Annotated in this window: 17 protein-coding genes; 2 read left to right on the top strand and 15 right to left on the bottom strand. The window is 71.3% G+C overall.

Annotated elements, in window-relative coordinates; all coding sequences use genetic code 11:
* Nucleotides 1–97: 97 nt before the first annotated feature.
* Together ACFV0O_RS13005 and ACFV0O_RS13000 are read right to left on the bottom strand one after the other, a co-directional pair.
* Nucleotides 98–1,285 (bottom strand): SPFH domain-containing protein, encoded by a 1,188-nt coding sequence (locus ACFV0O_RS13005; RefSeq protein ID WP_380340346.1) that lies wholly within the window; start codon nt 1,283–1,285, stop codon nt 98–100.
* A gap of 36 nt (nt 1,286–1,321) precedes the next feature.
* A complete protein-coding gene (locus ACFV0O_RS13000; RefSeq protein WP_380340343.1) occupies nt 1,322–1,558 on the bottom strand; it encodes a hypothetical protein in 237 nt (78 codons plus the stop codon).
* Nucleotides 1,559–2,020: 462 nt separating this feature from the next.
* Here ACFV0O_RS13000 and ACFV0O_RS12995 point away from each other — a divergent pair, with 462 nt between their 5' ends.
* Nucleotides 2,021–3,331, top strand: coding sequence for an MFS transporter (locus ACFV0O_RS12995; protein WP_380340340.1), 1,311 nt, complete (start codon nt 2,021–2,023; stop codon nt 3,329–3,331).
* 4 nt (nt 3,332–3,335) lie between these two features.
* Nucleotides 3,336–4,277 (top strand): LLM class flavin-dependent oxidoreductase, encoded by a 942-nt coding sequence (locus tag ACFV0O_RS12990; protein WP_380340338.1) that lies wholly within the window; start codon nt 3,336–3,338, stop codon nt 4,275–4,277.
* On the opposite strand, the gene ACFV0O_RS12985 is transcribed toward ACFV0O_RS12990, so the two are convergent.
* From ACFV0O_RS12985 to ACFV0O_RS12925, 13 genes are all read right to left on the bottom strand, one after another.
* Nucleotides 4,262–5,911, bottom strand: a complete 1,650-nt coding sequence (locus tag ACFV0O_RS12985; protein ID WP_380340335.1) for a DUF885 family protein — start codon at nt 5,909–5,911, stop codon at nt 4,262–4,264. The genes ACFV0O_RS12990 and ACFV0O_RS12985 overlap by 16 nt on opposite strands.
* Nucleotides 5,912–5,970: 59 nt before the next feature.
* Entirely contained in the window at nt 5,971–7,791 is a 1,821-nt protein-coding gene (gene asnB / locus ACFV0O_RS12980) for an asparagine synthase (glutamine-hydrolyzing) (protein ID WP_380340333.1), read from the bottom strand.
* 20 nt (nt 7,792–7,811) lie between these two features.
* The gene (locus ACFV0O_RS12975; protein ID WP_380340330.1) at nt 7,812–8,975 is read right to left on the bottom strand and encodes a hypothetical protein; all 1,164 of its coding nucleotides are present in this window, start codon (nt 8,973–8,975) and stop codon (nt 7,812–7,814) included.
* Between the two features lie 160 nt (nt 8,976–9,135).
* Nucleotides 9,136–10,497, bottom strand: coding sequence for a DUF6002 family protein (locus ACFV0O_RS12970; RefSeq protein WP_380340327.1), 1,362 nt, complete (start codon nt 10,495–10,497; stop codon nt 9,136–9,138).
* A gap of 77 nt (nt 10,498–10,574) precedes the next feature.
* On the bottom strand, nt 10,575–11,663 hold the full coding sequence (locus ACFV0O_RS12965; protein ID WP_380340324.1) for a branched-chain amino acid aminotransferase: 1,089 nt from the start codon (nt 11,661–11,663) through the stop codon (nt 10,575–10,577).
* Nucleotides 11,664–11,687: 24 nt separating this feature from the next.
* Entirely contained in the window at nt 11,688–12,092 is a 405-nt protein-coding gene (locus ACFV0O_RS12960) for a nuclear transport factor 2 family protein (protein ID WP_380340321.1), read from the bottom strand.
* The gene (locus ACFV0O_RS12955; RefSeq protein ID WP_380340318.1) at nt 12,089–14,746 is read right to left on the bottom strand and encodes an amino acid adenylation domain-containing protein; all 2,658 of its coding nucleotides are present in this window, start codon (nt 14,744–14,746) and stop codon (nt 12,089–12,091) included. The genes ACFV0O_RS12960 and ACFV0O_RS12955 overlap by 4 nt, the downstream gene beginning before the upstream one ends.
* A gap of 21 nt (nt 14,747–14,767) precedes the next feature.
* Nucleotides 14,768–16,078, bottom strand: coding sequence for a glutamate synthase-related protein (locus ACFV0O_RS12950; protein WP_380340315.1), 1,311 nt, complete (start codon nt 16,076–16,078; stop codon nt 14,768–14,770).
* Nucleotides 16,075–17,091, bottom strand: coding sequence for an asparagine synthetase A (locus ACFV0O_RS12945; protein ID WP_380340313.1), 1,017 nt, complete (start codon nt 17,089–17,091; stop codon nt 16,075–16,077). The genes ACFV0O_RS12950 and ACFV0O_RS12945 overlap by 4 nt, the downstream gene beginning before the upstream one ends.
* Nucleotides 17,088–18,503, bottom strand: coding sequence for a methylaspartate mutase (locus ACFV0O_RS12940; protein ID WP_380340310.1), 1,416 nt, complete (start codon nt 18,501–18,503; stop codon nt 17,088–17,090). Before ACFV0O_RS12940 ends, ACFV0O_RS12945 begins: the two co-directional genes overlap by 4 nt.
* The gene (locus ACFV0O_RS12935) at nt 18,500–18,952 is read right to left on the bottom strand and encodes a cobalamin B12-binding domain-containing protein (protein WP_380340307.1); all 453 of its coding nucleotides are present in this window, start codon (nt 18,950–18,952) and stop codon (nt 18,500–18,502) included. Before ACFV0O_RS12935 ends, ACFV0O_RS12940 begins: the two co-directional genes overlap by 4 nt.
* A gap of 81 nt (nt 18,953–19,033) precedes the next feature.
* On the bottom strand, nt 19,034–20,287 hold the full coding sequence (ccrA, locus tag ACFV0O_RS12930) for a crotonyl-CoA carboxylase/reductase (RefSeq protein ID WP_380340596.1): 1,254 nt from the start codon (nt 20,285–20,287) through the stop codon (nt 19,034–19,036).
* Nucleotides 20,288–20,429: 142 nt separating this feature from the next.
* The coding region (locus ACFV0O_RS12925) for an alpha/beta fold hydrolase (RefSeq protein WP_380340304.1) at nt 20,430–21,445 on the bottom strand (1,016 nt) is incomplete at its 5' end.

The following is a 21,445-nucleotide window of genomic DNA, read 5'->3' as shown; positions in this document are numbered from 1 at the left end:
CTGGCGCACTCCCCGGCCCGCGGCGCCGGGGCTTCAGGGCTCCGGGGCTTCAGGGCTTCGTGGTTTCGAGGTTTCGGTGCTCCGGAACTCCGGGGCTTCAGGTGCCCTCGGGGTGGTGCGGTTCGGCTTTGCCGACGGCGGGCGCGGCCGTCGGGTGCTGGAGGGCGTGCAGGATGGCGAGGCCCTGGCTGACGATGCCGGCCGCCATCTGGTTGACTCCGTCGCTGCCGTTGAGGACCGTGAGATCGGCTCCGGACATGCCCCGGGCGGCCGCGTCCGCGAGGGCCGGAAGGTTCTCCACGATCCGGTTGGCGGCGATGAGTTCCTGGTTCCCGCCGCGCAGGGAGTCGGCCCGGGCGATGTTGGCGTCCGCCTGCGCCTGGGCGAGGGCCCGCTCGCCGTAGGCGTTGCCGTCCGCCTCGAACTTCACCCGGTCACGGGCGGCTTCGGCCAGCGTCCGCTGCCGGTACGCCTCCGCGTCCGCCGGGCGGCGCACCTCCGCCTCCAACTGCTGCGCCGCCAGTGCGGCCCGGCGCTGGGCGAGCGCGGTCTGCTCGTCGATGACGTCGTGGGACGCCCGGGCCTCGGCGAGCGGGCCGGACTGGGCGGCGCGGGCCCTGGACTGCTCGGTCTCGGCGAGGAACCCGGCCCGTTTGATCGCGGTGTCACGCTCGTACTCGGCCTTCAGGGCAGCCGCCTGCTGCTCCCGTTCGGTGGCCTCCTGGTCGGCCTTGGCCTGGGCGATCCGGGCCTGGCTGGCGACCGCCGCCACGTGCGGCGCGGCGAGGTTGTCGATGTAGCCGGTCGAGTCCTCGATCTCCTGGATCTGCAGCGCGTCGACCACGATGCCGAGCTTCTCCATCTCGCCGTGGCTACCCGCCATCACCTCCTGGGCGACCCTGCTGCGTTCCCGGATGATCTGCTCCACGGTCAGTCCGCCGACGATCGACCGCAGGTGGCCGGCGAAGATCCGGCCGACGAGCTCCTCCATCTGGTCCTGTTCGGAGAGGAAGCGGCGGGCGGCGTTGGCGATCGACACGGCGTCGTCGCCGACCTTGAACACGCAGACCGCACGCACGGTGAGCCGGATCCCCTGCTGGGTGACGCAGTCCTCGGCGATCTCCGCCTCCCGCAGGGCCAGGGAGAGCATCCGGGCCTTCTGCTTGACCGGCAGGACCAGGCTCCCGTGGCCGGTGACGATGCGGAACTGGGTGTCCTGCGCCTTGTGCTTGGAGCCGGAGATGAGCATCGCCTCGTTGGGGGCGGGAACGTGCCAAAAAAACATGACCAACCACCTGACTGTCGGGACTGCGGCCCGTGGCTAGGCCGGAAGCAGCTCGACGATCACCGAGCGGGCCGAGATCGCGTCCACCACGACCACCCGGACATCCCGGCCGACCGGCTGCGAGCACCAAGCGGCGAACACCTCCGAACCGCCCCGCAGGGCGACGAGGACCTCGCCCGGACCGCCCGGCGGAATGGGCACCGTCACCTTGCCGACGGCGCCGACCGGGCTCTGCCGGGAGTCGTCGGCCGGGGGCACACGCTCGCGCGCCATCGGCACCTCCGGTCACCAGGCCGCCGCACCCGAGCAGTGGAACCTCCACCTGCGGACACCGCCCCCGAAGGGCCCGGGTCCCGGGCCCGGTCACGCGTCGAGGACAGCTCCGGCATCCGCCGACGGCGGTTATGCCTCGACGCTTCCACGGTACTCCGGCGCGGGCCCGCCGGACGCGGGCGTCAAAGGGACCCCGCTCCTCGGTCGCGGCTGCGCGGTGAGCGTGGTGGGCCGGACACGATCGGCCACGCCGCGAAGGTGCCGACTGACGCATTTGTGGCTGTTGCACCACCGCCTGACCATCGAAGGACCACTCGCTGGAACTCGAATGAACCGACGGAACGTCGCGAGAGAATCGAGGCCACCGCGGGTGGCCCCTTCAAGGACTCTTGAGAACCTCCCGGCACCCTGCTAGGTTCGTCCGGAGATATTGTCACCTCTCCTACCCGGTAGGAAATTCAGATGCCACTATCCTCCCGAATTGGACTCTTACGCGATCCGAATTTCAGGCTCTTATTCACTGCCACCGCGCTCGGCCAGCTGAGCGATCGCGTCATCTTCCTCGCACTGCCGATGGTGGCAATCGTCTCCTTGAAGGCCGACCCGTTTCAGGTCGGCTTGCTGAGCGCAACGACCATGGCGGGATCACTCCTGATCGGGCTCCCGGCGGGCGCCTGGGTGGAGCGCATGCGGAAGCGCTCGGTCATGATCACCACCGATCTCGCAAGGGCACTCTTCCTCCTGACCATCCCGGTGGCGTGGGAACTGGATCTGCTGACCATCTGGCTGCTTTACGCGGTCGCCTTGGTTCACGGATTATTCACCGTCTTCTTCGATGTTGCCTACGTCAGCTACCTGCCGCACCTGGTCGGACGGAATAACCTGGTCGAGGGGAATTCGAAACTCTCGGCGATACGCTCGGTGACGAGCATCAGCGGGCCGGGGGTATCGGGTCCGCTGATCGGCTGGATCGGAGCCCCAGCGACGCTGGTGGCGAGTTCGATAGGAATGGCCGCCTCCGGCCTGTTCGCGTGCGGTATCCGAAATCGCGAGCCGGAGCCGGCCCCGGCGCCGCATGAACGCCCTCGATTGAGTCGCGACATCATGGAGGGGCTGAGGTTCGTTCTTTCGTATCCCATCCTCCGCACGACCATGCTCACGGATGGGGTGTTCAACCTCTTCCTGGTCATGTACCAGACCATGTTGATGGTCTTCCTGACGAGGCAGCTGGGCCTCGGCGCCACCGGGACCGGCCTCATCCTGTCGGCCATGGGCTGCGGCGGTCTGCTGGGCGCACTGCTGGCGGCCGGAATCTCGAAGCGGGTCGGGCCAGGTCCGGTCATCTGGATCGCGCCGCTGGTCACCTGCCCGCTGACCCTCGTGATGCCGATGGCGCAGCCGGGCTGGACCGTGTACGTCGCCGCCCTCGGACTCGTGGCCCTTTCACTGGGTGGAGTCGTCCGCCTGGTGGCCCAGGCGAGCTTCCAACAGGCCCTCACGCCGGATCGGCTCCTGGGCCGAACGAGTGCGACGGCCCGCTTCGTGTCATGGGGCGGCCTTGCGCTAGGCGGACTTCTGGGTGGCACCTCGGGCTCCGCGTTCGGAGCGGCACATACCTTGTGGATCGCCGGCACCGGGATGACGCTGAGTGCTCTGCCCGCCCTTCTGTCACCCTTGCGGACCATGCGCGCCCTGCCCCTGGAAAAAGACCACGAGCAGGCACCGGAGAAATTGTCGGAAGGAATCCCGGCCGACACGGATCAGCAGAGGTAGGTCAATGCGCATCGGAGTACGAATCCTCCCCTCCGAGAGTTGGAAGGTTGCCCGACACCATTGGCAGCTGGCCGACCAATTGGGCTTCCATCATGCCTGGACCTACGACCACGTGGCCTGGCGTGAACGCCTCGGACAGACCTGGTTCGCCGCCGTGCCGACACTTGCGGCCGCCGCCGAAACAACCCGGAACATCCGCCTGGGTACGCTGGTGTCCTCGCCCAACTTCCGCCATCCCGTGCCGTTCGCCAAAGAGATCGTGACGCTCGACGACCTTTCGGACGGACGTTTCATCGTGGGCCTCGGCGCCGGCTCCGGTGGTGTCGACGCCCAAGTCCTGGCCAATGAGCCGTGGTCGACGGCCGAGCGCTCCGAAAGGTTCCATGAATTCGTCGAGCTGACCGACCGACTGCTCCGCACGGCGAGCACCGACTACCAGGGGCGATACTACGGGTCCGCCGGAACCTGTATCGACCCCAGCGGCCAGGCGCGCTCCAGGATACCGATCGCCGTCGCAGCCACCGGCCCGAAAGGAATGCGAACTGCCGCCCGCCATGCCGACATCTGGGTGACCAACGGATACTCCCCGAAACCTGGGCTGATCGCACAGAGCGTCGAACCCGCCCTGGTACGACACCAGATCACCGGACTGGCACAGATCTGCCGTGAGGAGAATCGCGATCCGCTGGGTCTCCGCAGGCTCGTACTCCTCGGCCAGGACCGATCGGTCCTCGAATCGCCGGAGGCCTTCATCACTGCCGTGAAGCAGTATGAGGAGGCGGGTGCCACGGATCTGGTGATTCCCTTTCCGCACGACACACCGACTGCTCGCCGGGACATGAAGGTGCTGGAGCGGATAGCGATCGAAGCGCTCCCGCAGTTTTCGGCCGGCAGCTCATCTCAGCCTCGGGCTGGAGGCGGAGACCCGGATCAGCGGGACGACTGAGCGCCCAGGCGCCGGGCGGCGTCCAGGTGGCTGCGGTCGCCGAGGAGTTCCCAGCGTTGCAGCGCGAGCGGAACGTTGCCCTCACACCACATCCGGCCGAGGAAGGCGGAGAGGTCGAAGGCGTCGCCCTCACGCCGGGCACAGTCCGTCAGGAGCCCCTCGATCTGGATCTTGCCGATCAGATAGCTCAGCCCTTGGCCCGGGTTCCCACCGAAGAAGGCCGCTTCCTCCCATGCCGTGCCGGGATCCAGCGGAATCCGCTCGGCGAGCCGGTCGGCGGCCTGCTCCAGGGACAGCTCGCCGGCCGCGAGGGAGACGTCCACCTCCACCCGCAGGGCGCGCAGGCGCATCGCGTTCACCACGAACAGCGCGCCCGCCGGACTGTCCTCGAACAGTCCGGCCTGCAGGGCGAGTTCCTCGGCGTGGAATGCGATGCCCTCGTTCGCCGCCGAGTCGTAGTAGTGGCGCCGCAGCGGGTTGGGGTGGCGCCAGGACAGCGCCGCCTGCCAGGCGTGCACACCCTCGTGGACGATTCCCGCGCGCGGGTCATGGGCTTCCACGCGCTGGAAGTAGGGCAGGTCCGCTCGGGGTTCGTTGATGTACCGCACGGCGTCGTCGTCGGGGCGCCGCACCGAGGAGATGTCGTGCGGAACGCTGAGCCAGGCCAACGGCGCCAGGTAGGGCGGCATCGGCGCGTTGCGGTAGTGACGCAGACCGTCGGGGAGGTCGACGAGGCCCGCGCCGCGCAGGAAGGCCCGGACGTCCTGCTCGTCGACGCGCTGCCGCGCGACCTGCCGCGCGGAGTCGGCGAACAGCGCCGGCTCCGGGACGTCCCGGTGACGGCGGCGCAGCACCAGTTCGGCCGAGGCCGCGCGGGCGTACTCCTGGCGGCCCATGTCCAGCAGCCGCTGCGCCGGGTACGGCAGCAGGGCCACCCGGTGCAGGAAGTAGCGGAAGGCCGCCGGGCCGGGGCTGATCGGGGCGCCGAAGGCCGGCAGGTGCTCCCGGAGCCAGTTCCGGTAGTCGGCGAGGGCCTGCTGCGCAGCGGCCGTGGCCGCGGCGAGCTCCTGCGGCGCGGTGGTAGCCAGGAACGGGGCCAGCGCCGTCATGGCCGTGCCCAGCGCCTCGTCCGCGGTGTCGAGCAGGCGCAGCGCGTACTGCGCGAACGGGGCTGCCGCATGCCCGGTGAGGTTGTCCCTCGCCTGTTCCAGGAGTTCGGGCACCCGGCCCAGCAGGGCGATCACGTCCCGGCCCCGGGTGTCCGGCCACGGCGGCGGCTGGAGCAGCAGGTTGTGGACGGGTACCAGTGCCTGGTCGAGGTAGAAGCAGGGATTGCGTCGCCAGCCCCGCAGGAGGTTCAGCTCCCAGTGGGCCCGGGCCAGCGCGGAACCCAGCAGGGCCGCGTCGACCCGGGCTGCGACCGGCTCCGGCGAGAGGTCGAGGTCACCGTGGCGGCGGGTGAACTCGGCCAGGACCCGTCGCCGTTCGACGACCGCGCCGTGCGACCAGTCGGGCAGCCAGCCCGACGGTCGCTCCACCCGGGTGATGTCGTCGTAGGAGTCGGGTTGGGCCGCGGTCCGCCACGTCCAGAACTCATCGGACAGGCGGTCGAGTTCGTTCCTGGCACTGCCCATTGCCGTCTCCTCGTCCTCGATTCGTCCTCGATCGGTCGCACACCCGGGCCGTCACGCCGTCACGCGGTCATCGACACGTTGTACGTCCGCATCCACCGGTCCACCTCGATCAGCGGCAGCAAAAGGTGCAGGTTGTCCGCCATGGTCATCATCTCGCTGCGGCCGGCCGCGAGTTCCCGCGCCCTGGGTATGTCCAGGAGGTCGGCCAGTCCGGAGCCGCCGCCGTCCAACACCGTCTCCAGCGCGGCCCGTACGGCCCGGGCGTGGGCCGGCGCGAAGGTGGCGGGGTAGGCGCTCTTGCGGCGTGTGAGCACCTCGGCCGGCAGCAGGTCCGCGACCGCGGCGCGCAGCAGGCTCTTCTCCCGGCCGTCGGCGACCTTCATCTTCCAGGGGACGTTCCACACGTACTCCAGGAGCGTGTGGTCGCAGTAGGGCACCCGTACCTCCAGGCCCAGGGCCATGCTCATCCGGTCCTTCCGGTCGAGCAGGTAGAGGAGGGGGCCCTGCAGGCTCAGGTAGAGGACTTCGCGCATCCGGGCCTGGAGGCCGGACTCGCCGGTCAGTCGGGGCACCCGGGCCCGGAGCGTCGCGTAGCGGTCGCGTTCGTCGTCGTCCGGGCGGATCCGGGCCCGGACGTCGGGCGCCAGGCAGTCCGTGAGGCGGGGGCTGTTGCCGAGCCACGGGAAGGTGTCGCCCCAGACGGTGGCCCGGTCGAAGAACCAGGGGTAGCCGCCGAACACCTCGTCGGCGGCCTCCCCCGACAGGGCGACCGTGGACCGCTCCCGGACCGCGCGGAAGAGCAGGTACATGGAGGCGTCGAACTGGCCCAGGCTGGGCAGGTCGCGCGCGCGGAGCGTCTCCGGTACGACCCCGGCCAGGTCCTGCGGGTCGAGTGTGATCGCGGTGTGGTCGACGCCCAGGTGGGCGGCGGCGGCCAGGGCGAAGGGGGTGTCGCGTTCCGGGCGCAGGACGGTGGCGCGGAAGTCCTCGTCGGCGCCCTCGAAGTCGACGGAGAAGGAGCGCAGTCCCGGCGGCTGGTGGGCGGCGGCCAGGGCGGTGACGGCCGACGAGTCCAGGCCTCCGGACAGCAGGGAGCACAGCGGTACGTCCGAGACCAGCTGGTGGACGACGACGTCCTCCAGGATCTCGCGGACCCGGGCCACTGTGGTCTCGGCGTCGTCGTGGTGCTCCTGGCTCACCAGCCGCCAGTAGGGCGTCTCGTGGGCTCCGGACCGGTCGAAGCGCAGCAGGTGGCCCGGCTGCAACTGGCGCAGGCCGGTGAACGGCGTCTCCCACGGCATGGACAGCCGGGGGTTGAACAGGATGGGGAGCTTGTCCTCGCTGGTGCGCGCCGTGAACAGCGGATTTGCCAGGACCGCCTTGGGCTCCGAGCCGAACAGCAGGCCGCCGTCGTAGGCGTGGTAGTACAGGGGCTTGACGCCGAGCCGGTCGCGGACGAGGAGTAGTTCCTCACGGCCGGCGTCCCAGATCGCGAACGCGAACATGCCGGTCAGGTGGTCGACGAACGCGGCGCCCCACTCCAGGTAGGCACGGAGCACGACCTCGGTGTCGGAGGCCGTCTCGAACCGGTGCCCGCGCCCGGACAACTGGGCACGGAGCTCACGGAAGTTGTACACCTCACCGCTGTAGGTGAGCACCACCGGTGCCTGAGCCGCGCCGCGGCGGGCCAGCATGGGCTGCTTGCCGCCCTCCAGATCGACGACGGCCAGGCGCCGGTGGCCGAGCGCGGCGTGCGGAGCGCACCACACCCCGTCCGAGTCGGGGCCCCGCCGGTAGAGGGTACCGGTCATGGCCTCCACGGTCTCGCGTTCCAGGGTGAGGTCCCGGGAGAAGTCGATCCAGCCGGCGATGCCGCACATGCGCACTCCTGGTGCAATCGTCAGGGAAGGTCGGGGTGGACCACGGGTGCCCGCCGCGGCGGGGCGGCGGGGACGGTGGTTCCTTCGGGGCCGGCGAAGAAGTCGTCGAAGTGGACGAGCCGTTGCCCTTCGACGCCGGGGCAGCTCCAGCGCAGGTCGAGCCTGGGCGGGCGGTCGTCGTCGTGGAAGTGGACCGCTTCGAGCGCCCCGGCCCGGCCGAAGCCGAGCACCGGGTTGGCGGTCAGGAAGTCACGGACGGACGGGCTGTCCCGGCAGACCCGGAGCAGGAGCCGCTTGTCGGCGAAGTGGTTGGCCGGCAGGGACACTTCCGGGTGCAGCTTGCGCTTGAACTGGAAGATCCCCTTGCTCAGGAACGGCTCGCACCCCGACAGGTCCACCCGGGTCAGGCCGTGCCCGGCCGCCCATTGCAGGATGAGCACGTACATCGCCATGTAGGTGCCGGAGTCGTACGCGCGGGCTGCGCCTCCCTCGACGCCCGCCAGGCGGATCACCAGGGTCGGGCCCTCCAGGCGGCACAGCATCCCCGCCACCCGGTGGTCGGACTCCCGCAGGAAGAACAGCACTCCTCGTCGGAAGAGGCAGGTCCGCGCGCTCTCCCGGTCCTCCGAGCGGGCCGCGTCACCGTGCCTGCCCACCATGGTCGGCCGGTGCATGCCGTCGTAGAAGGCGGCGAAGTCCTCCTCGCCGGTGGCCACTTCGAGCGTGCGGCAGTGGGAGCGGAGCTCGCGCACGTGCTGCTGTCGGGCCTTGCGCGAGACCCTGCCCAGGATGTCCGGCCGGTCGGGCCCCACCGGCACCGCCAGGCTCACCCGGAACGGCAGCAGCAGGCTGTGGCGCGGCAGCCGGGCCGGGACGCGGTCGGTCGGCATGCCGACCGCGAGGAGGTCGGCGCCCGGGGCGGCGCGACCCGCCAGCAGGTCGGGCCAGGACGTGCTCCGCCCGGTGCGGTGCGACGCGGTACGGCGCCGCTGCTCGAGGAAGGGCAGGACGTGCGTCAGGCCGTGGGGAAGGCCGCCGTACGCCAGCACCGGCCCTTCGCCCTCCGGCCGGGACCAGGTGACCCGGGGCCGCGCGGCGAGGACGGCGTCCGCCAGGGTGTGGGCCCGGAGGATCCGCGGGTCGGCGCTGTTGTTCCAGGCGTACCGCCACTTCGGTGGAATCACCGGGCCGCCGCCGTGTCCCCGTCGACCGGTCCGTGGCCGGCGTGCCTCGGACCGCACCGGGTGACGGTGGCCCGGTGGATCCCTGGTCTGAGCATGCTGCGGAACATCGCCGTCGCCCTTCGGGTTCGTCAGGGTTCTCGGGGGGGGTCGCTGCCGGGGACTACGCGCGGGCGGCCGCGAGGACGACCTCGGCGAGGTCGGACGCGGTCCGGACGCGGGTGATGTGCTCGTCGCGCAGCGGGGCGAGCAGTTCGTCGCTGTAGTAGCCGGAGGCGTGCACGACCACGTCGACGTCCTGCGCGATCAGGCGGCGTTCGCGCGCCACGAGTACGCCTGTGAGCGCCTTCACCAGGGACCACTCCCGGATCGATGCCGGGTCGGCGGCGATCGTGATACCGGCCTCGGCCGCGATCGAGCGCACCTCGTCGTACCGGTCGAGGCACTCTCGGCGGGAGACCACGACACCGCCGCCGCCGTGGCGCGCGACGATCGCGTTGACCTGCGCCCGGGTCGGCGGCTCCTTGGTGTAGAAGGTCGCGTCGATCACCTCCTCGGGGTGGTCCGTGACCGCGGGGAACGCGGCGGCCGTGGACTGCCGCCACAGGCCGGAGTCGTCGTCGTAGGTGTAGTCGGGCACCTTCGTGCCGAGCAGGCTGGTCACCATGTCGGCCGTGGCGAGCTGCTGGATCAGGAAGAAGCCGGGGTGCCGGGCGGGCACAGGGAAGCCGGTCGAGCCCTCGGCGAGCAGCCGGTGCCCGAGGTGGTAGCCGAGCAGGCCGAACGCGCTGGAGACGGCGTGGGCGTGCACGCGAGGCGCGGACTGCTCGGTGAGGGGCAGCAGTTCGGCTTCGACGAAGGCGCGCGCCGCGTCCGCGATGCGGTAGTTGTCGAGGTCCAGGGTGTACCAGATGCGGAAGCCGGTGGTGTCGAGGATCTCGTCGGTGTACGCGTCCACGACCTGGCTGCTGAGCAGTTTCACGTCGGCCGCCTGCTCGACGTCGGCGAGGACCACCGGGTTGGCCGTCCGCAGCACCGGATCGGCGGTCAGCGGGCAATCGCGCAGCTTGGTCCGCGACTCCTCTGGGGCGAGCATGACGATCCGCAGCTCGTCGGGGGTCGCGAGGCCGGTCTCGTAGGCGCGGGCGACGGCGTCCCGCAGGGCGGTGCCCTTGTTGCCGGAGGTGGGGGTGACCAGCAGCACCCGCTCGCCGGTGCTGCGGACGTGGGCGGCGGCCCGGGCGATCATCAGCAGTGACGCGACCGTCTTCGTGGTCCGCGCGCCGGGGTTGCGCATCAGGTCGAGCAGGTAGGTCCGCGGCCGCACCTGGGTCAGGCCGACGTCGGTGACCTCGGTGAAGCGGGTGAACGCTGTTGGCTTGGAGGCGAGTTGCAGAGGTATCTGCGGTGGAGTGGTGCGTTCGGCGTCCGCCTTGCGCGCGGCCGCCTGAATCTGGGGGAAGTACCTGTCGAGGACGTTGTGCACGACACGGCCGGCATCGGCCGCCTGACCCGCAGCGGACATCGGGGGCTCACTCCTTTGGGGAAGTTCTCGGTTCGACGATCTGGACGGGCATCACCCGGACCGGGCCGCCCGCTGTTTCACCGGCGTCGGTGGTCGACCGGCGAGTGCAGCCAGCCGTCCGGGTCGGCGGCGAGCCCGTGGTGCAGGTCGGTCAGTGCCGAGCGCAAGGCCAGCGTCACCGGGCCGGGCTTCCCGCTCCCGATGGTCCACTCGCTGCCGCGGTCGACGACCCGGTGGACCGGGGTGACCACGGCAGCGGTCCCGCAGGCGAACGCCTCGGTCATCACGCCCGCCTCGCATTCGGCGCGCCACCGGTCGAGGGAGATCCGCTCCTCCACCGGCTCGTGGCCCAGGCGCTCGGCCAGCGTGAGGATGCTGTCGCGGGTGACGCCGGGCAGCAGGGTGCCGGTCAGCGCGGGAGTGACCACCTGAGCCCGGTCTCCCCCGCCGCGGACCAGGAAGATGTTCATCCCGCCCATCTCCTCCAGGTAACGCCGCTCGGCCGCGTCCAGCCACAGGACCTGCTGGCAGCCCGCCGCCTCCGCCTCCCGCTGGGCCAGGAACGAGGGGGCGTAGTTGCCGGCCACCTTGACGTCGCCGGTGCCGCTGGGAAACGCCCGGCTGTAGGTGTGGCTGGCGAAGACCGAGACCGACTCGACACCGTCCCCGAAGAAGCCGCCGGCAACGAAGGCCATCACCAGGAACCGGTAGGTCCGCGACTCGCGCAGCATCAACGAGGTGTCGGTGGCGAACATGATCGGCCGCACGTAGATGCTGTGTGCCGGGTCGTCGGAGAGGCTGCCCTGGTCCGCGTCGATCAGCCGGTCGACGGCCGCCACGAAGGTCTCCACGGACAGCTCGGGCATCGCCAGCCGGCGGCAGGACCGCTGGAAGCGCCGCGCGTGGTCGTACGGGCGCCAGACACCCATCGAGCCGTCGGCACGCCGGTGCGCCTTCAGCCCCTCGTACGCGACCTGGCCGTAGTGGAGGCCGAGCATCCCCGGGTGGATGCGCAGGTCCTCCAGCGGGGTCGTCCGGGCCTCGGACCAGCCCTCGGCCTCGGACCACTCCATGCTGATCATGTGCTCGGTGAACGACTCGCCGTGGCCGGGATGCTCCACGACACGGCTGCGCGGGGCGGCACCGGGTTCGGAGATGGCGGACATGGGTGACTCCTTGGGGCTGTGGTCTCAGACGAGGGGGGCGAAGAAGTAGGTGTCGCGGCTGGAGAACAGGCCGTCGGGGCGTACCGAGAAGCCGTCCGCGAAGCGCAGGTCCACCGGCTCGCCGTCGTTCAGCACGCCGTGGAACTCGCCGAAGACGCCGACCTGGTGACCGTCCGTGAGCAGGGTGGTGAGGGTGTGCCGGCCGGAACGGATCGTCCGTTTCCCGCCGTAGAAGCCCGACAGGCCCTCCGGACCGGTCATGGTCTCGTAGCCGGGGCGGCGGTACCGGGCGTCGGGGGCGAACAACGCGGCCAGGCCGGGCACATCCCCGGTGTCCACCAGGTGGTAGAAGCGGCGGACCACGCGGATCGCCGGCGGCTCGGAGCCGGAGCCCGCAGAGTCGTCGGAACGTACGGGACCGGGCGTCATCGCGTTTCCTTCCTGGACCGGGCGCGCAGCACCGGTCCGGCTTGACGGACCACCGTGAGCCGGCCGGCGAGGACCGCGACCGTGGGTGCTTCGAAGACCGCCTTGATGGTCAGCTCCGCCCCGAGGACCGAGCGGACCCGGTTGACCAGCTTCGTGACGTGCAGGGAGTGACCACCGAGGTCGAAGAGGTTGTCGTCGGGACCGACCCCGTCGACTTCGAGGACCTCGCCGACCAGGCCGCAGAGGACCCTCTCCTCCTCGCTGCTCGGCTCCCGGCCGACCGCGCGTGGAGCGGGGCCGGGGGCCGGCAGCGCGCGGCGGTCGAGCTTGCCGGTCGCCGTGATCGGGAGCGAGTCCACCACGACCACGGCGGAGGGCACCAGGTGGTGCGGCAGCCGGTCGGACAGGAACGCCCGGACCTCGGCCGGATCCACGCCGTCACCGCCGGCCCTGGCCACGACGTACGCCACCAGGCGCTTGTCGCCGGGGACGTCCTCGCGCACGACGGCCGCCGTCCGCGCCAGCGCCGGGTGCTCCGCCAACGCCGCCCGCACCTCGCCCGGTTCGATCCGGAAGCCGCGGATCTTCACCTGTTCGTCGGCGCGCCCCAGGTATTCCATCACCCCGTCGTGACGCCACCGCACCAGGTCACCGGTGCGGTACATGCGCTCGCCGGGCGCGCCGAAGGGACACGCCACGAAGCGCTCGGCGGTCGGACCCGACTGGCCGACGTAGCCGTGCGCGAGGCCGACGCCGGACATGTACAGCTCGCCCACCACGCCCGGAGCCGCGAGGGCGAGTTCGTCGTCCAGCACGTACAGGCCCTTGCCTCGCAGCGGCCTGCCGACCGGGACGGAGGGACGGGAACCGTCTTCGGCGGTGATGCGGTGGGTCAGTGTGAAGATCGTCGACTCGGCCGGCGAGTACCCGTTGACCAAGCTGATCCGGGGGAAATCCCTCACCAGCCGCATCACGTGGTGGACCGAGGCCGCCTCCCCACCGGTCATCACCTCCCGCAGGCCGGTGAAGGTCTCCGGATGCTCGTCCAGGAGGAAGTTCAGCAGGCTGGCCGAAACGTGCAGCGTCGTGACGCCGTGCTCCGGCACGAGGGCGGCGATCGCCGCCGGTTCGGGCCGCTGTCCCGGCTGCAGGACGCACGCGCCGCCGGAGAGCAGCGCTCCGAACAGCTCCAGTGCGAAGGCGTCCCACGACACCGGTGAACACTGCAGCCACACCCGCGAAGGCGTCATGTCCGCGAAGTCCTGGCCCAGCATGGTGCCGACGATCGCGCGGTGCGGTGTCAGCACGCCCTTCGGCACGCCCGTCGAACCCGACGTGAACATCACGCACACGGCGTCCTCGGGACCGGCGCGGTGCCCGAGCCCTCGGGCGGGTTGCCGGGCTGTCGTCGCCGCGTCGGTGTCCACGCACACCACGGTGTCCGGGCGCCGGCGCAGCCGGCCGGCGAGTTCGCTCCGGGTCACCACGACCCGTGCGGAGGCGAGGGCGATCAGTGCGTCCACCCGGCCGGCCGGCAGGTCGGGGTCGAGCATGGTGTAGGCGGCGCCGGCCTTGAGCACCGCCAGGACGGCGACCACCTGCTCGATGCCGCGCTCCAGGTACACGCCGACGGTGTCCCCACGCCGCAGTCCGATGGCGACCAGGTGGTGGGCCAGCCGGTTCGCCCGCTCGTCCAGCTCGCGGTAGCCGAGCCGCTCCAGGCCGAGGACCAGGGCGACGGCGTCCGGTCGCTCGGCCGCCCGCCGCTCGAACACCGCGTGCACCACCTGCGCCCCGGGTTCCCCGGGCGGCCCGGCCGACGCGCCGTTCCAGTCGGTCAGGAGGGTGCGGCGTTCGGCGTCCGACAGCAGGTCCAACCCGCTCAGCGGCCGCCGCGGGTCGGCCAGCGCCGCGCCCAGGAAACGGACCAGGCGCTCCGTCAGGGCGACGGCCGACTCCCGGTCGAAGAGCGCGGTGGCGTACCGCAGCAGGACCTCGGCACCGGTCGCGCTGCCGTCCGCGGCGTGCCCCTCGGCCAGTTCCACGATCAGATCGGGGCCGGCCACGGTCCGGCCCGACGTTCCCGCCCCGTCGACCGTGCCGACGAGCCCGGCGCGGCCCGTGGCCTCGTCCCGCGCCGCCAGCATGATCTGGAAGAGCGGGTGCCGGTCCCCGGCGTGGGTCGGGCAGAGGTCCGCCACCAGCTGTTCGAAGGGCAGGTCCTGGTGGGCGCGGGCGGCACGGTCGGTCTCCCCGACCCGGCGGACGAGCTCCTGGAAGTCCGGGTCGCCCGACACGTCGGTGCGCAGGACGAGCCGGTTGACGACGCCTCCGGCAACGTCGTCGCCGGCACCGGTCCGCCCGGGGACGGGGGTGCCGATAGGCAGGTCGGTGCCCGCTCCCAGCCTGGAGAGCAATCCCGCCAGCGCCGCGTGGACCACCAGGAGCACCTGTACCCGGTGCTGCCGCGCGAAGGCGGTCATCCGCTGGTGCAAGTCGGCCCCGATCCGGGCCTCATGCACCCCGCCGCCGCGGGACGGCACGGCCGGACGCGGCCGGTCGGCGGGTATCGCGAGTTCCTCGGGCAGATCCGCGAGGGCCGCGCGCCAGTACCGCAGGTGGTCCTGCGCCTGTGTCGGAGATGGTGGCGTCATCGAGCTTTCCCCCAGAGTCGGTCAGTCAACTGCCGTGGACCAGGCTGGTGCGGGCCGCAGATCCCCGGGACCCAGACCCCCGGTCCGCAGATCCTCTGTCCAAAGATCCTCGGTCCCCAGGGAGGCGGGCTCGTACTTGCCCAACGCGCTGATCAGCAACCGAAGTTCGAGCGCCAGACAGTCCACGAGGTTGAGCAGACCCGCCTTCGGGTCCTCGTCCACGGCGAGCAGTGCGGCCCGCCCGAGTCCGACCGCGGTGGCCCCGAGCGCCAGGCACTTGACGGCCCGGGCGCCCTCCCACTGTCGCCCGGAGGCGAGCAGACAGGCGTCCCGGTTTCCGATCCGCCGCAGGCATTCGCCCAGGGGGAGCCCGAGTTGGTCGATCGCGGCGACCGGCGCCCAGCCGGTTCCGCCCTCGGCCCCGTCGACCGTGACCGCGTCCGCCCCGGCTTGCCAGGCGGTCGCCGCGGCCAGCGCGACGTCCCGTCCGGGATGCAGCTTCACCCAGACCTTGACGCGGGGGAAGTTGTTGCGCATCAGCCGGATCTGCTGGCGCAGGATCTCCTCCGTGAAGGTCCCGGCGCTGCCGCAGCGCAGGACCTCCTCGGCGTCTCGGCCGAATACCGGGTCCAGGGCGAACTGCTCGTCCACCTGCGCCGCGGCGGCGCGGTTCAGCAGAGTCATCCCGCCGAGGCCCGGCTTGGCGCCCTGGCCGACCTTGAGTTCGAAGGCCAGCCGTCCGCTCTCCAGCAGCGGTTGCGCGGACGGATCACTGTGGACGAGGTTCCACACCTCGGCGTCGGCGTCCTCCGTGCTCTGCTGGACCGCCACGCCGCCCAGCCCGTCGGGGAGTTCCTCCTGGTAGGCGGCGAGCCGGTCGAGCACGGTACGCCGGGTCCGCTCGCCGCCCCGGCCGTATCCCGTCATCGGCACGATGTTCTCGCCGATCACCATCGGGATGCCCAGCCGGCCGGCCTGCCGGCCGGCGTTCAGCACCTGTCCGGTGCCGGCGGCCCTGGTCGAGCCGAAGGCGGACAGGTAGAGCGGCAGGGCGGAACGCAGGCCGCCGACCACCGTGTCGAGGACGACGTCGCTGTGCAGCGGTTCCCGGCCGAGTTCGATCAACTTCGCCAACCGTTGCGGCATGAACACCGGCGGGGTCAGCCGCAGCGCGTCCAGGGGGTCGCCGTTGCCGACCGCAGCCGGACCCGGGGTCGAGCCGAAGAGGGCCTCGCCGTAGTCCTGCCGGTCCGGGAACGCCGCCGCCGCGCCCGCGCGGGCGCGGGCCCGGACGGCGTCCTCGGCGAATCCCCGTGCGCGCACCGACGTCATGGCGACACCACCCCCGGCAGCTTCGGGAACGCCGCCGCCTGCCAGACGCCGTCCAGCCCGGCGAGGTAGCGGGTGAGCCGCTCCAGGCCGATGCCGAAGCCGGCGCTCGCGGGCACGCCCTCGCGCAGCAGGTCCAGGTACCACCCGTACTTGGCCGGGTTCTCGCCGGTCTCCCGGATCCGGCTGACGATCCGGGTGTAGTCGTACTCCCGCTCGCTGCCGCTGCACAGCTCGCCGTACCCCTCCGGGGCCAGCAGGTCGAAGTTGCGCAGCACGCCGGGCTCGGTCGGGCTCTCGCGGTCGTAGAAGCCGCGCGAGCCCTTGGGGTAGTCGGTGACGAAGACCGGTCGCCCCAGGTGGCGGGAGAGCAGGGCCTCGCCCGCCCAGTCGATCTCCGCGTCGGCGTTCTGGGTGTGTCCCAACCCGGCCAGCTCGTCTATGGCCTGGGCATGCGTCAGCCGGGCGAAGTTCCGGGTGACCACCTGCTCGAAGGCGGCGGTGTCACGGCCGAGGGTCTTCAGCTCGGCGGGCAGATCGCTCACCACCCGGCTCACGATCCGCCGGACCAGCTCCTCCAGGACGCCGGTGATCTCCTCGCGCGAGGCGCCCGCCATCTCGACGTCGATCTGGTGGAACTCGGCGAGGTGCCGGCTGGTGTCGGTGGTCTCCAGCGGCTCAAGCCGTACGTTGGGAGCAATGAAGAATATCTTCCCGGCGGTCAGCAGGGACGCCTGCTTGTAGAGGATCGCACTGGTCATGAGCTTGTAGCGGTGGCCGTAGAAGTCCACGTCCACCTGCTTCGAACCCCGGGTTCCCGGGTCGGTGACCGGTCCGATGACCGGCGGCAGCATCTCCACGAAGCCCGCCCCGGTGAGGTGTTCGCGGGCGACGGCCAGCACGTGCCGCTGGACGGCCAGGACGGCCCGGGTGACCTCGGAGGTGAGGTGGTCACGCAGACCCCCCGGAGTCGGCAGCCGTCGACCGGTGGGCGTGGGCTCGGGAACGTGCGTCATGGGACCGGTTCCTTCTCGTGTCGGGTGGGATCGGCGACGTCAACCGGAGCGGTCAGGGCCGGGTACCGGGCACCGTGCTGAGCGGCCGTACGGGACGTTGCGTTTGCCAGGGCGAGTCCGTCGAACGTGCGCTCGACGTAGGAGAGCGAGCTGAGCAGGTCGGAGGAGGAGAGCCGGGTGCGGTCCCGTGCCGTGGCGCGGACCGGCATCGCGCCGGGGTCGCACCAGTGCAGCCGCCCCTCGGCATCCAGCAGACTGCGCGTGCGGCCGGCGTTGTCCGGGTGCAGGCAGTACGGGACGTCCAGCAGGCCGAGGGCGAACGCCCGGACCAGCGCCCGGCCGACCGAGCGGTCGAGCGCCAGGACGGCGTCGATGACGGTCCGGGCCTCGTCGAGGATGCCGGTGTCCTCGACGGGTGCGCGGGGACGTCCGGTCGCCTCGCCCTCCGCGGCCCGGGCGGCGGCCTCCAGCGCCGCCACGTTCTCCTCGACGGTCGGGATCCGGTGCGCCTCTGCGGCTGTCTTGACGATCAGCCGGGCGGCGCCGGTCCGCACCGCCAGGCGGGCAGCCTCCGCCAGGAGCAGTTCCGCGCCGTACGAGGTGCGCGGATACACCCCCATGTAGGTGTAGAGGACGATGTGCCAGTCCATCCCGCCCAGCAGTTCGCCGGCGATCCGGGCCAGCGCGCCGACGGCCTCCTCGTCCTGAGCGGCGTTGGTCTGCTGCGCGTAACTGAGCGAGACGCTGCGCAGACCGTGCTGGCGGAAGAACAGCGCCTCCAGCACGGAGAGCGCGACCAGCAGCCCGGGCGGGGCCAGTTGGCCCATCATGCAGCCGCCGAAGGTCTCCAGGTGCGGCTCGACGCCGCGCTCCGCGAGGCGCGCGAACAGCTCGCAGCACCTGGCCCATTCCGCGACGGACCGCTCCAGCGGATCCCGGCTGTAGGGCAGGCAGTAGGAGACCGGCCCGCCCTCGGTGGCGGTCATCCCGGCGGCCGTCAGCGCTTCGAAGATGTCGTGCGGGGCGGGCGAGCCGTGCCGGACCTGGATCGGGAAGTCGGGGCCGGCGATCCCCTCGGTGACGGCGAGGGTGGTGGCGGTGCCGTGGGCCACGATGGGGTAGCCGTTGAGGGAGACGCCTTCGGCCATCGCCCGGCGGGCACGTTCGTGGGCGCCCAGGCGGGTGTAGCTGTCCAGGGTGACCGTGCCCACGGTGACCGCCTCGGCCTGCCGGGTGGCCCGCAGTCCCGACCGCATCAGCCCTGGGTCGCTCATCCCCATCCTCGGTTGGACCACCAGGTGACCGGCCCGCCGGGCCGCACCGACGAAGCCGCCGAAGGACCGGGGCGGGGGCCCGGCCGGACGGTCACCGCCGCCCGGGCCCGCCGGCCGGGCGAGGCCGTGCCCGCTCACCCCGCCACCCCTGTCGGCAGCGACCGGACGAAGTCCCGGAACCCGACAATGCCCGCGCCGTCCTCGAACACCGCGTCGAAGCCCGCCGCCAGCAATTCGTCGGCGCCGCCGCTCCGTTCGCCGCCGATGCCGAGCTTGCCGCCGATCACGACGGGCGTCCGTCGCAGTTCCGGGCAGCTCCGCAGCAGACCCACCACGCGCTTGCCGTCCACGGCGCCGTGCCCGTTGACCGTCGAGATCACGATCAGGTCGGGACGCACGGTGCGGCACTCCTCGACCACCATCTCGTCGGGCACGCAAGCACCGAGGTTGGTCACCCGGTGCCCCAACTCCTCGAGGAGCAGCTGGAGGTAGACCAGGTTCCAGGTGTGGGCGTCGGAGGCCAGGCTGGTGACCACGACGTCCAGGCCCGTGGGTGCGGGCGGGCGCGCGAAGACCTGAGATTCCACAGTCGATTCCCGTCGAAGGGCTTGGGGCGAGGAGCTTGGGTGCAGCGCGGGTGGGCCGCTCAGCAGTGCGGAAGGCCGGGCTCAGCGGTGCGGAAGGCCGGCGTCGCCGGTCGCGCCGACGAGCGCGGCGACGTTGCCCGGCCCCTGCACGCCTTCCATCAGGTGCTGGTGGGCCTCACCGATCCGGTCGAACGCATAGGTGTTTCCCAAATGCGGATCGAGCAGGCCCATGTCCACCAGGCGGGTCACCGCGTGGCATTCCCGCGGATTGGCGAAATGAGAGCCCTGGAGCCGCTTCTGCCGCATCCACAGATACCGGAGGTCGACGTCCACGGTGAATCCGGACGTGGCACCGCAAATCACGATCATTCCGCCGGGAGCACAGACGTAGACCGATGTGGGAATGGTGTCACTGCCGGGGTGTTCGAACACTATCTTGGGAGACACCTTGTTGCCAAGGATTTCCCAGACCTCCCGGCCGAAAGCCCGCAGGTCGGCCGTCCAGGGTTTGTGCTCCGCGGTACCGGCCTCCGGCACCCGCCCCCAGTGACGGTATTTCGTCCGGTCGATGACACCGGCGGCGCCCAGGTCCAGGCAGTACTTGGCCTTCTCCGGCGAGGACACGACGGCGATCGGTTTGCCGCCCATCTGCAGGGTCAGCGAGATCGCCATCGAACCGAGGCCGCCGGAACCGCCCCAGATCAGCACGCCGTCGCCTGGCTGCACGGTGTTCGGCGGCCAGCCGTTCAGCTGCCGGTACGCCGTCGCACCGGTCAGCAGGTACCCCGCCGCCTCGGCCCAGTTGAGCCGACCGGGCTTGGGCAGGCACTGGAACTCGGCCACCAGCGTGAACTGGGCGAACGACCCCCAGTTCAGCTCGTACCCCCACACCTGCTGCGACGCCGCCAGCATGGGGTCCAGGCCTAGCCGGACGTCCGGGTCGTCCTCGTCCCAGCGGCAGCCCGACAGCACGACCTCGTCGCCCACCTCCACCCGGCGGACGCCGGCACCGACCTGCCAGACGATCCCGGAGCCCTCCGAGCCGCCGATGTGGAACGGCTCGGCACTTCCCTGCCGCTGACGCATCGCCACCACGTCGACCGGACGGCCCTTCGCGGCCCAGACGTTGTTGTAGTTGATCCCGGCGGCCATGACCGCCACCAGCACGAACCCCGGCGGTACCTCGGGGGTGTCGACGACCTCCGTCCGGAACGCGTCGACCGGGTCGCCGTACCGCTCCGGGCGGATGACCGAGGCGTACATGCTGCGCGGAACGGTCCCGAGCGGGGGCAGATCACCCACGTCGTACAGGGTGTCGGTTTTCTTGGACTCCATGAGATCTCCCGTGTCGGCGGGTCGGATTCGGTGGGGCGAATTCGGCGGGACGGATTCCGGGGAAATATTCCGGGGGGAAAGCATTCCGGGAGGGAAGCATTCAAGGGGGAGGTCAGGATTCTCGGGCGAATCCGGAGGTCCGCTAGTCCTGCGGATCCTCCAGATGCCGGAGAATGTCGTCGGCGATGTCCCCGATGCTCGGGTTCCGCATGATCGAGTAATGGTCACCCGCCAACTCCCGCCATTCGAGGCGGGCGACGAACGGGCGCCAGACGGGTTCCAGGGAGTGCTTCCACTGATTGCCGGTCGCGGTGTACAGCCGGAGGTCGCAATCGACCCGGCGCGGCACGAACGCCGCCATCCGACGGAGCTGGAACGTCCTGATCCCGAGGTGGGAGATCACCGCGTCGAAGCCGAGCAGCAGAATGTCCTCGGTGACCCCGGCCTTCCGAAGCACGTCCGCCGCGGCCGGCGAGATCCCGCTCGGCCGACCCTCAGCGCGCAAGTCATCGGCTTGGGCGAGGAGTTCGTCGAGGGTGTCGGCGTCCCTGGTGATCCGCTCGCGCAGTTCACCCTCTGGGAGTACCGAGTCGATCACGGCCAGCAGACCGACCTCCTGACCCCCGGCCCTGGCCTGCCCGGCCAGCTCCAGGGCCACCAGCCCACCGAACGACCAGCCCGCCAGGTGGTAGGGCCCCTCGGGCTGCACCGCGCGGATGGCCGCCAGGTACCGGGCGGACTGTGCCGGCAGGTCGCCTCCCAGCGCCGTCCCGTCGGACGGCACATCGACGCCGAGGACGTTCACCCGCCCGACGAGCCGGCGCGCCAGGTGGGCGTAGGCACTGGTACCGCCACCGATCTCGTGCACGCAGAACAGGGTGGGCCGGCCCGGGGCGTGCCCGTTCAGACGCACGATCTCGGGTGCGACCGGGTCCCGCTCCGACGCTGCCTGCTCGGGCCTCCGCAGGGCGGCACTGAGACCGGCGACCGTCGGGAACTTCACGATGTCCTTGGGCAGCAGCCGGAAACCCCGGGCCCGGGCGTCGACCACCACGCGGGTGGTCAGCAGGGAGTGTCCGCCGAGGTCGAAGAAGTTGTCGTGGACGCCGACCCGGTCGACGCCGAGGACCTCGGCCCAGATCCCGGCGATGACGGTCT

This window comes from Kitasatospora sp. NPDC059577 (genome assembly GCF_042735475.1).
Taxonomy (GTDB): domain Bacteria; phylum Actinomycetota; class Actinomycetes; order Streptomycetales; family Streptomycetaceae; genus Kitasatospora.
The sequence above is the reverse complement of the archived record's forward strand: the minus strand, read 5'-3'. Positions and strand labels throughout refer to the sequence as shown.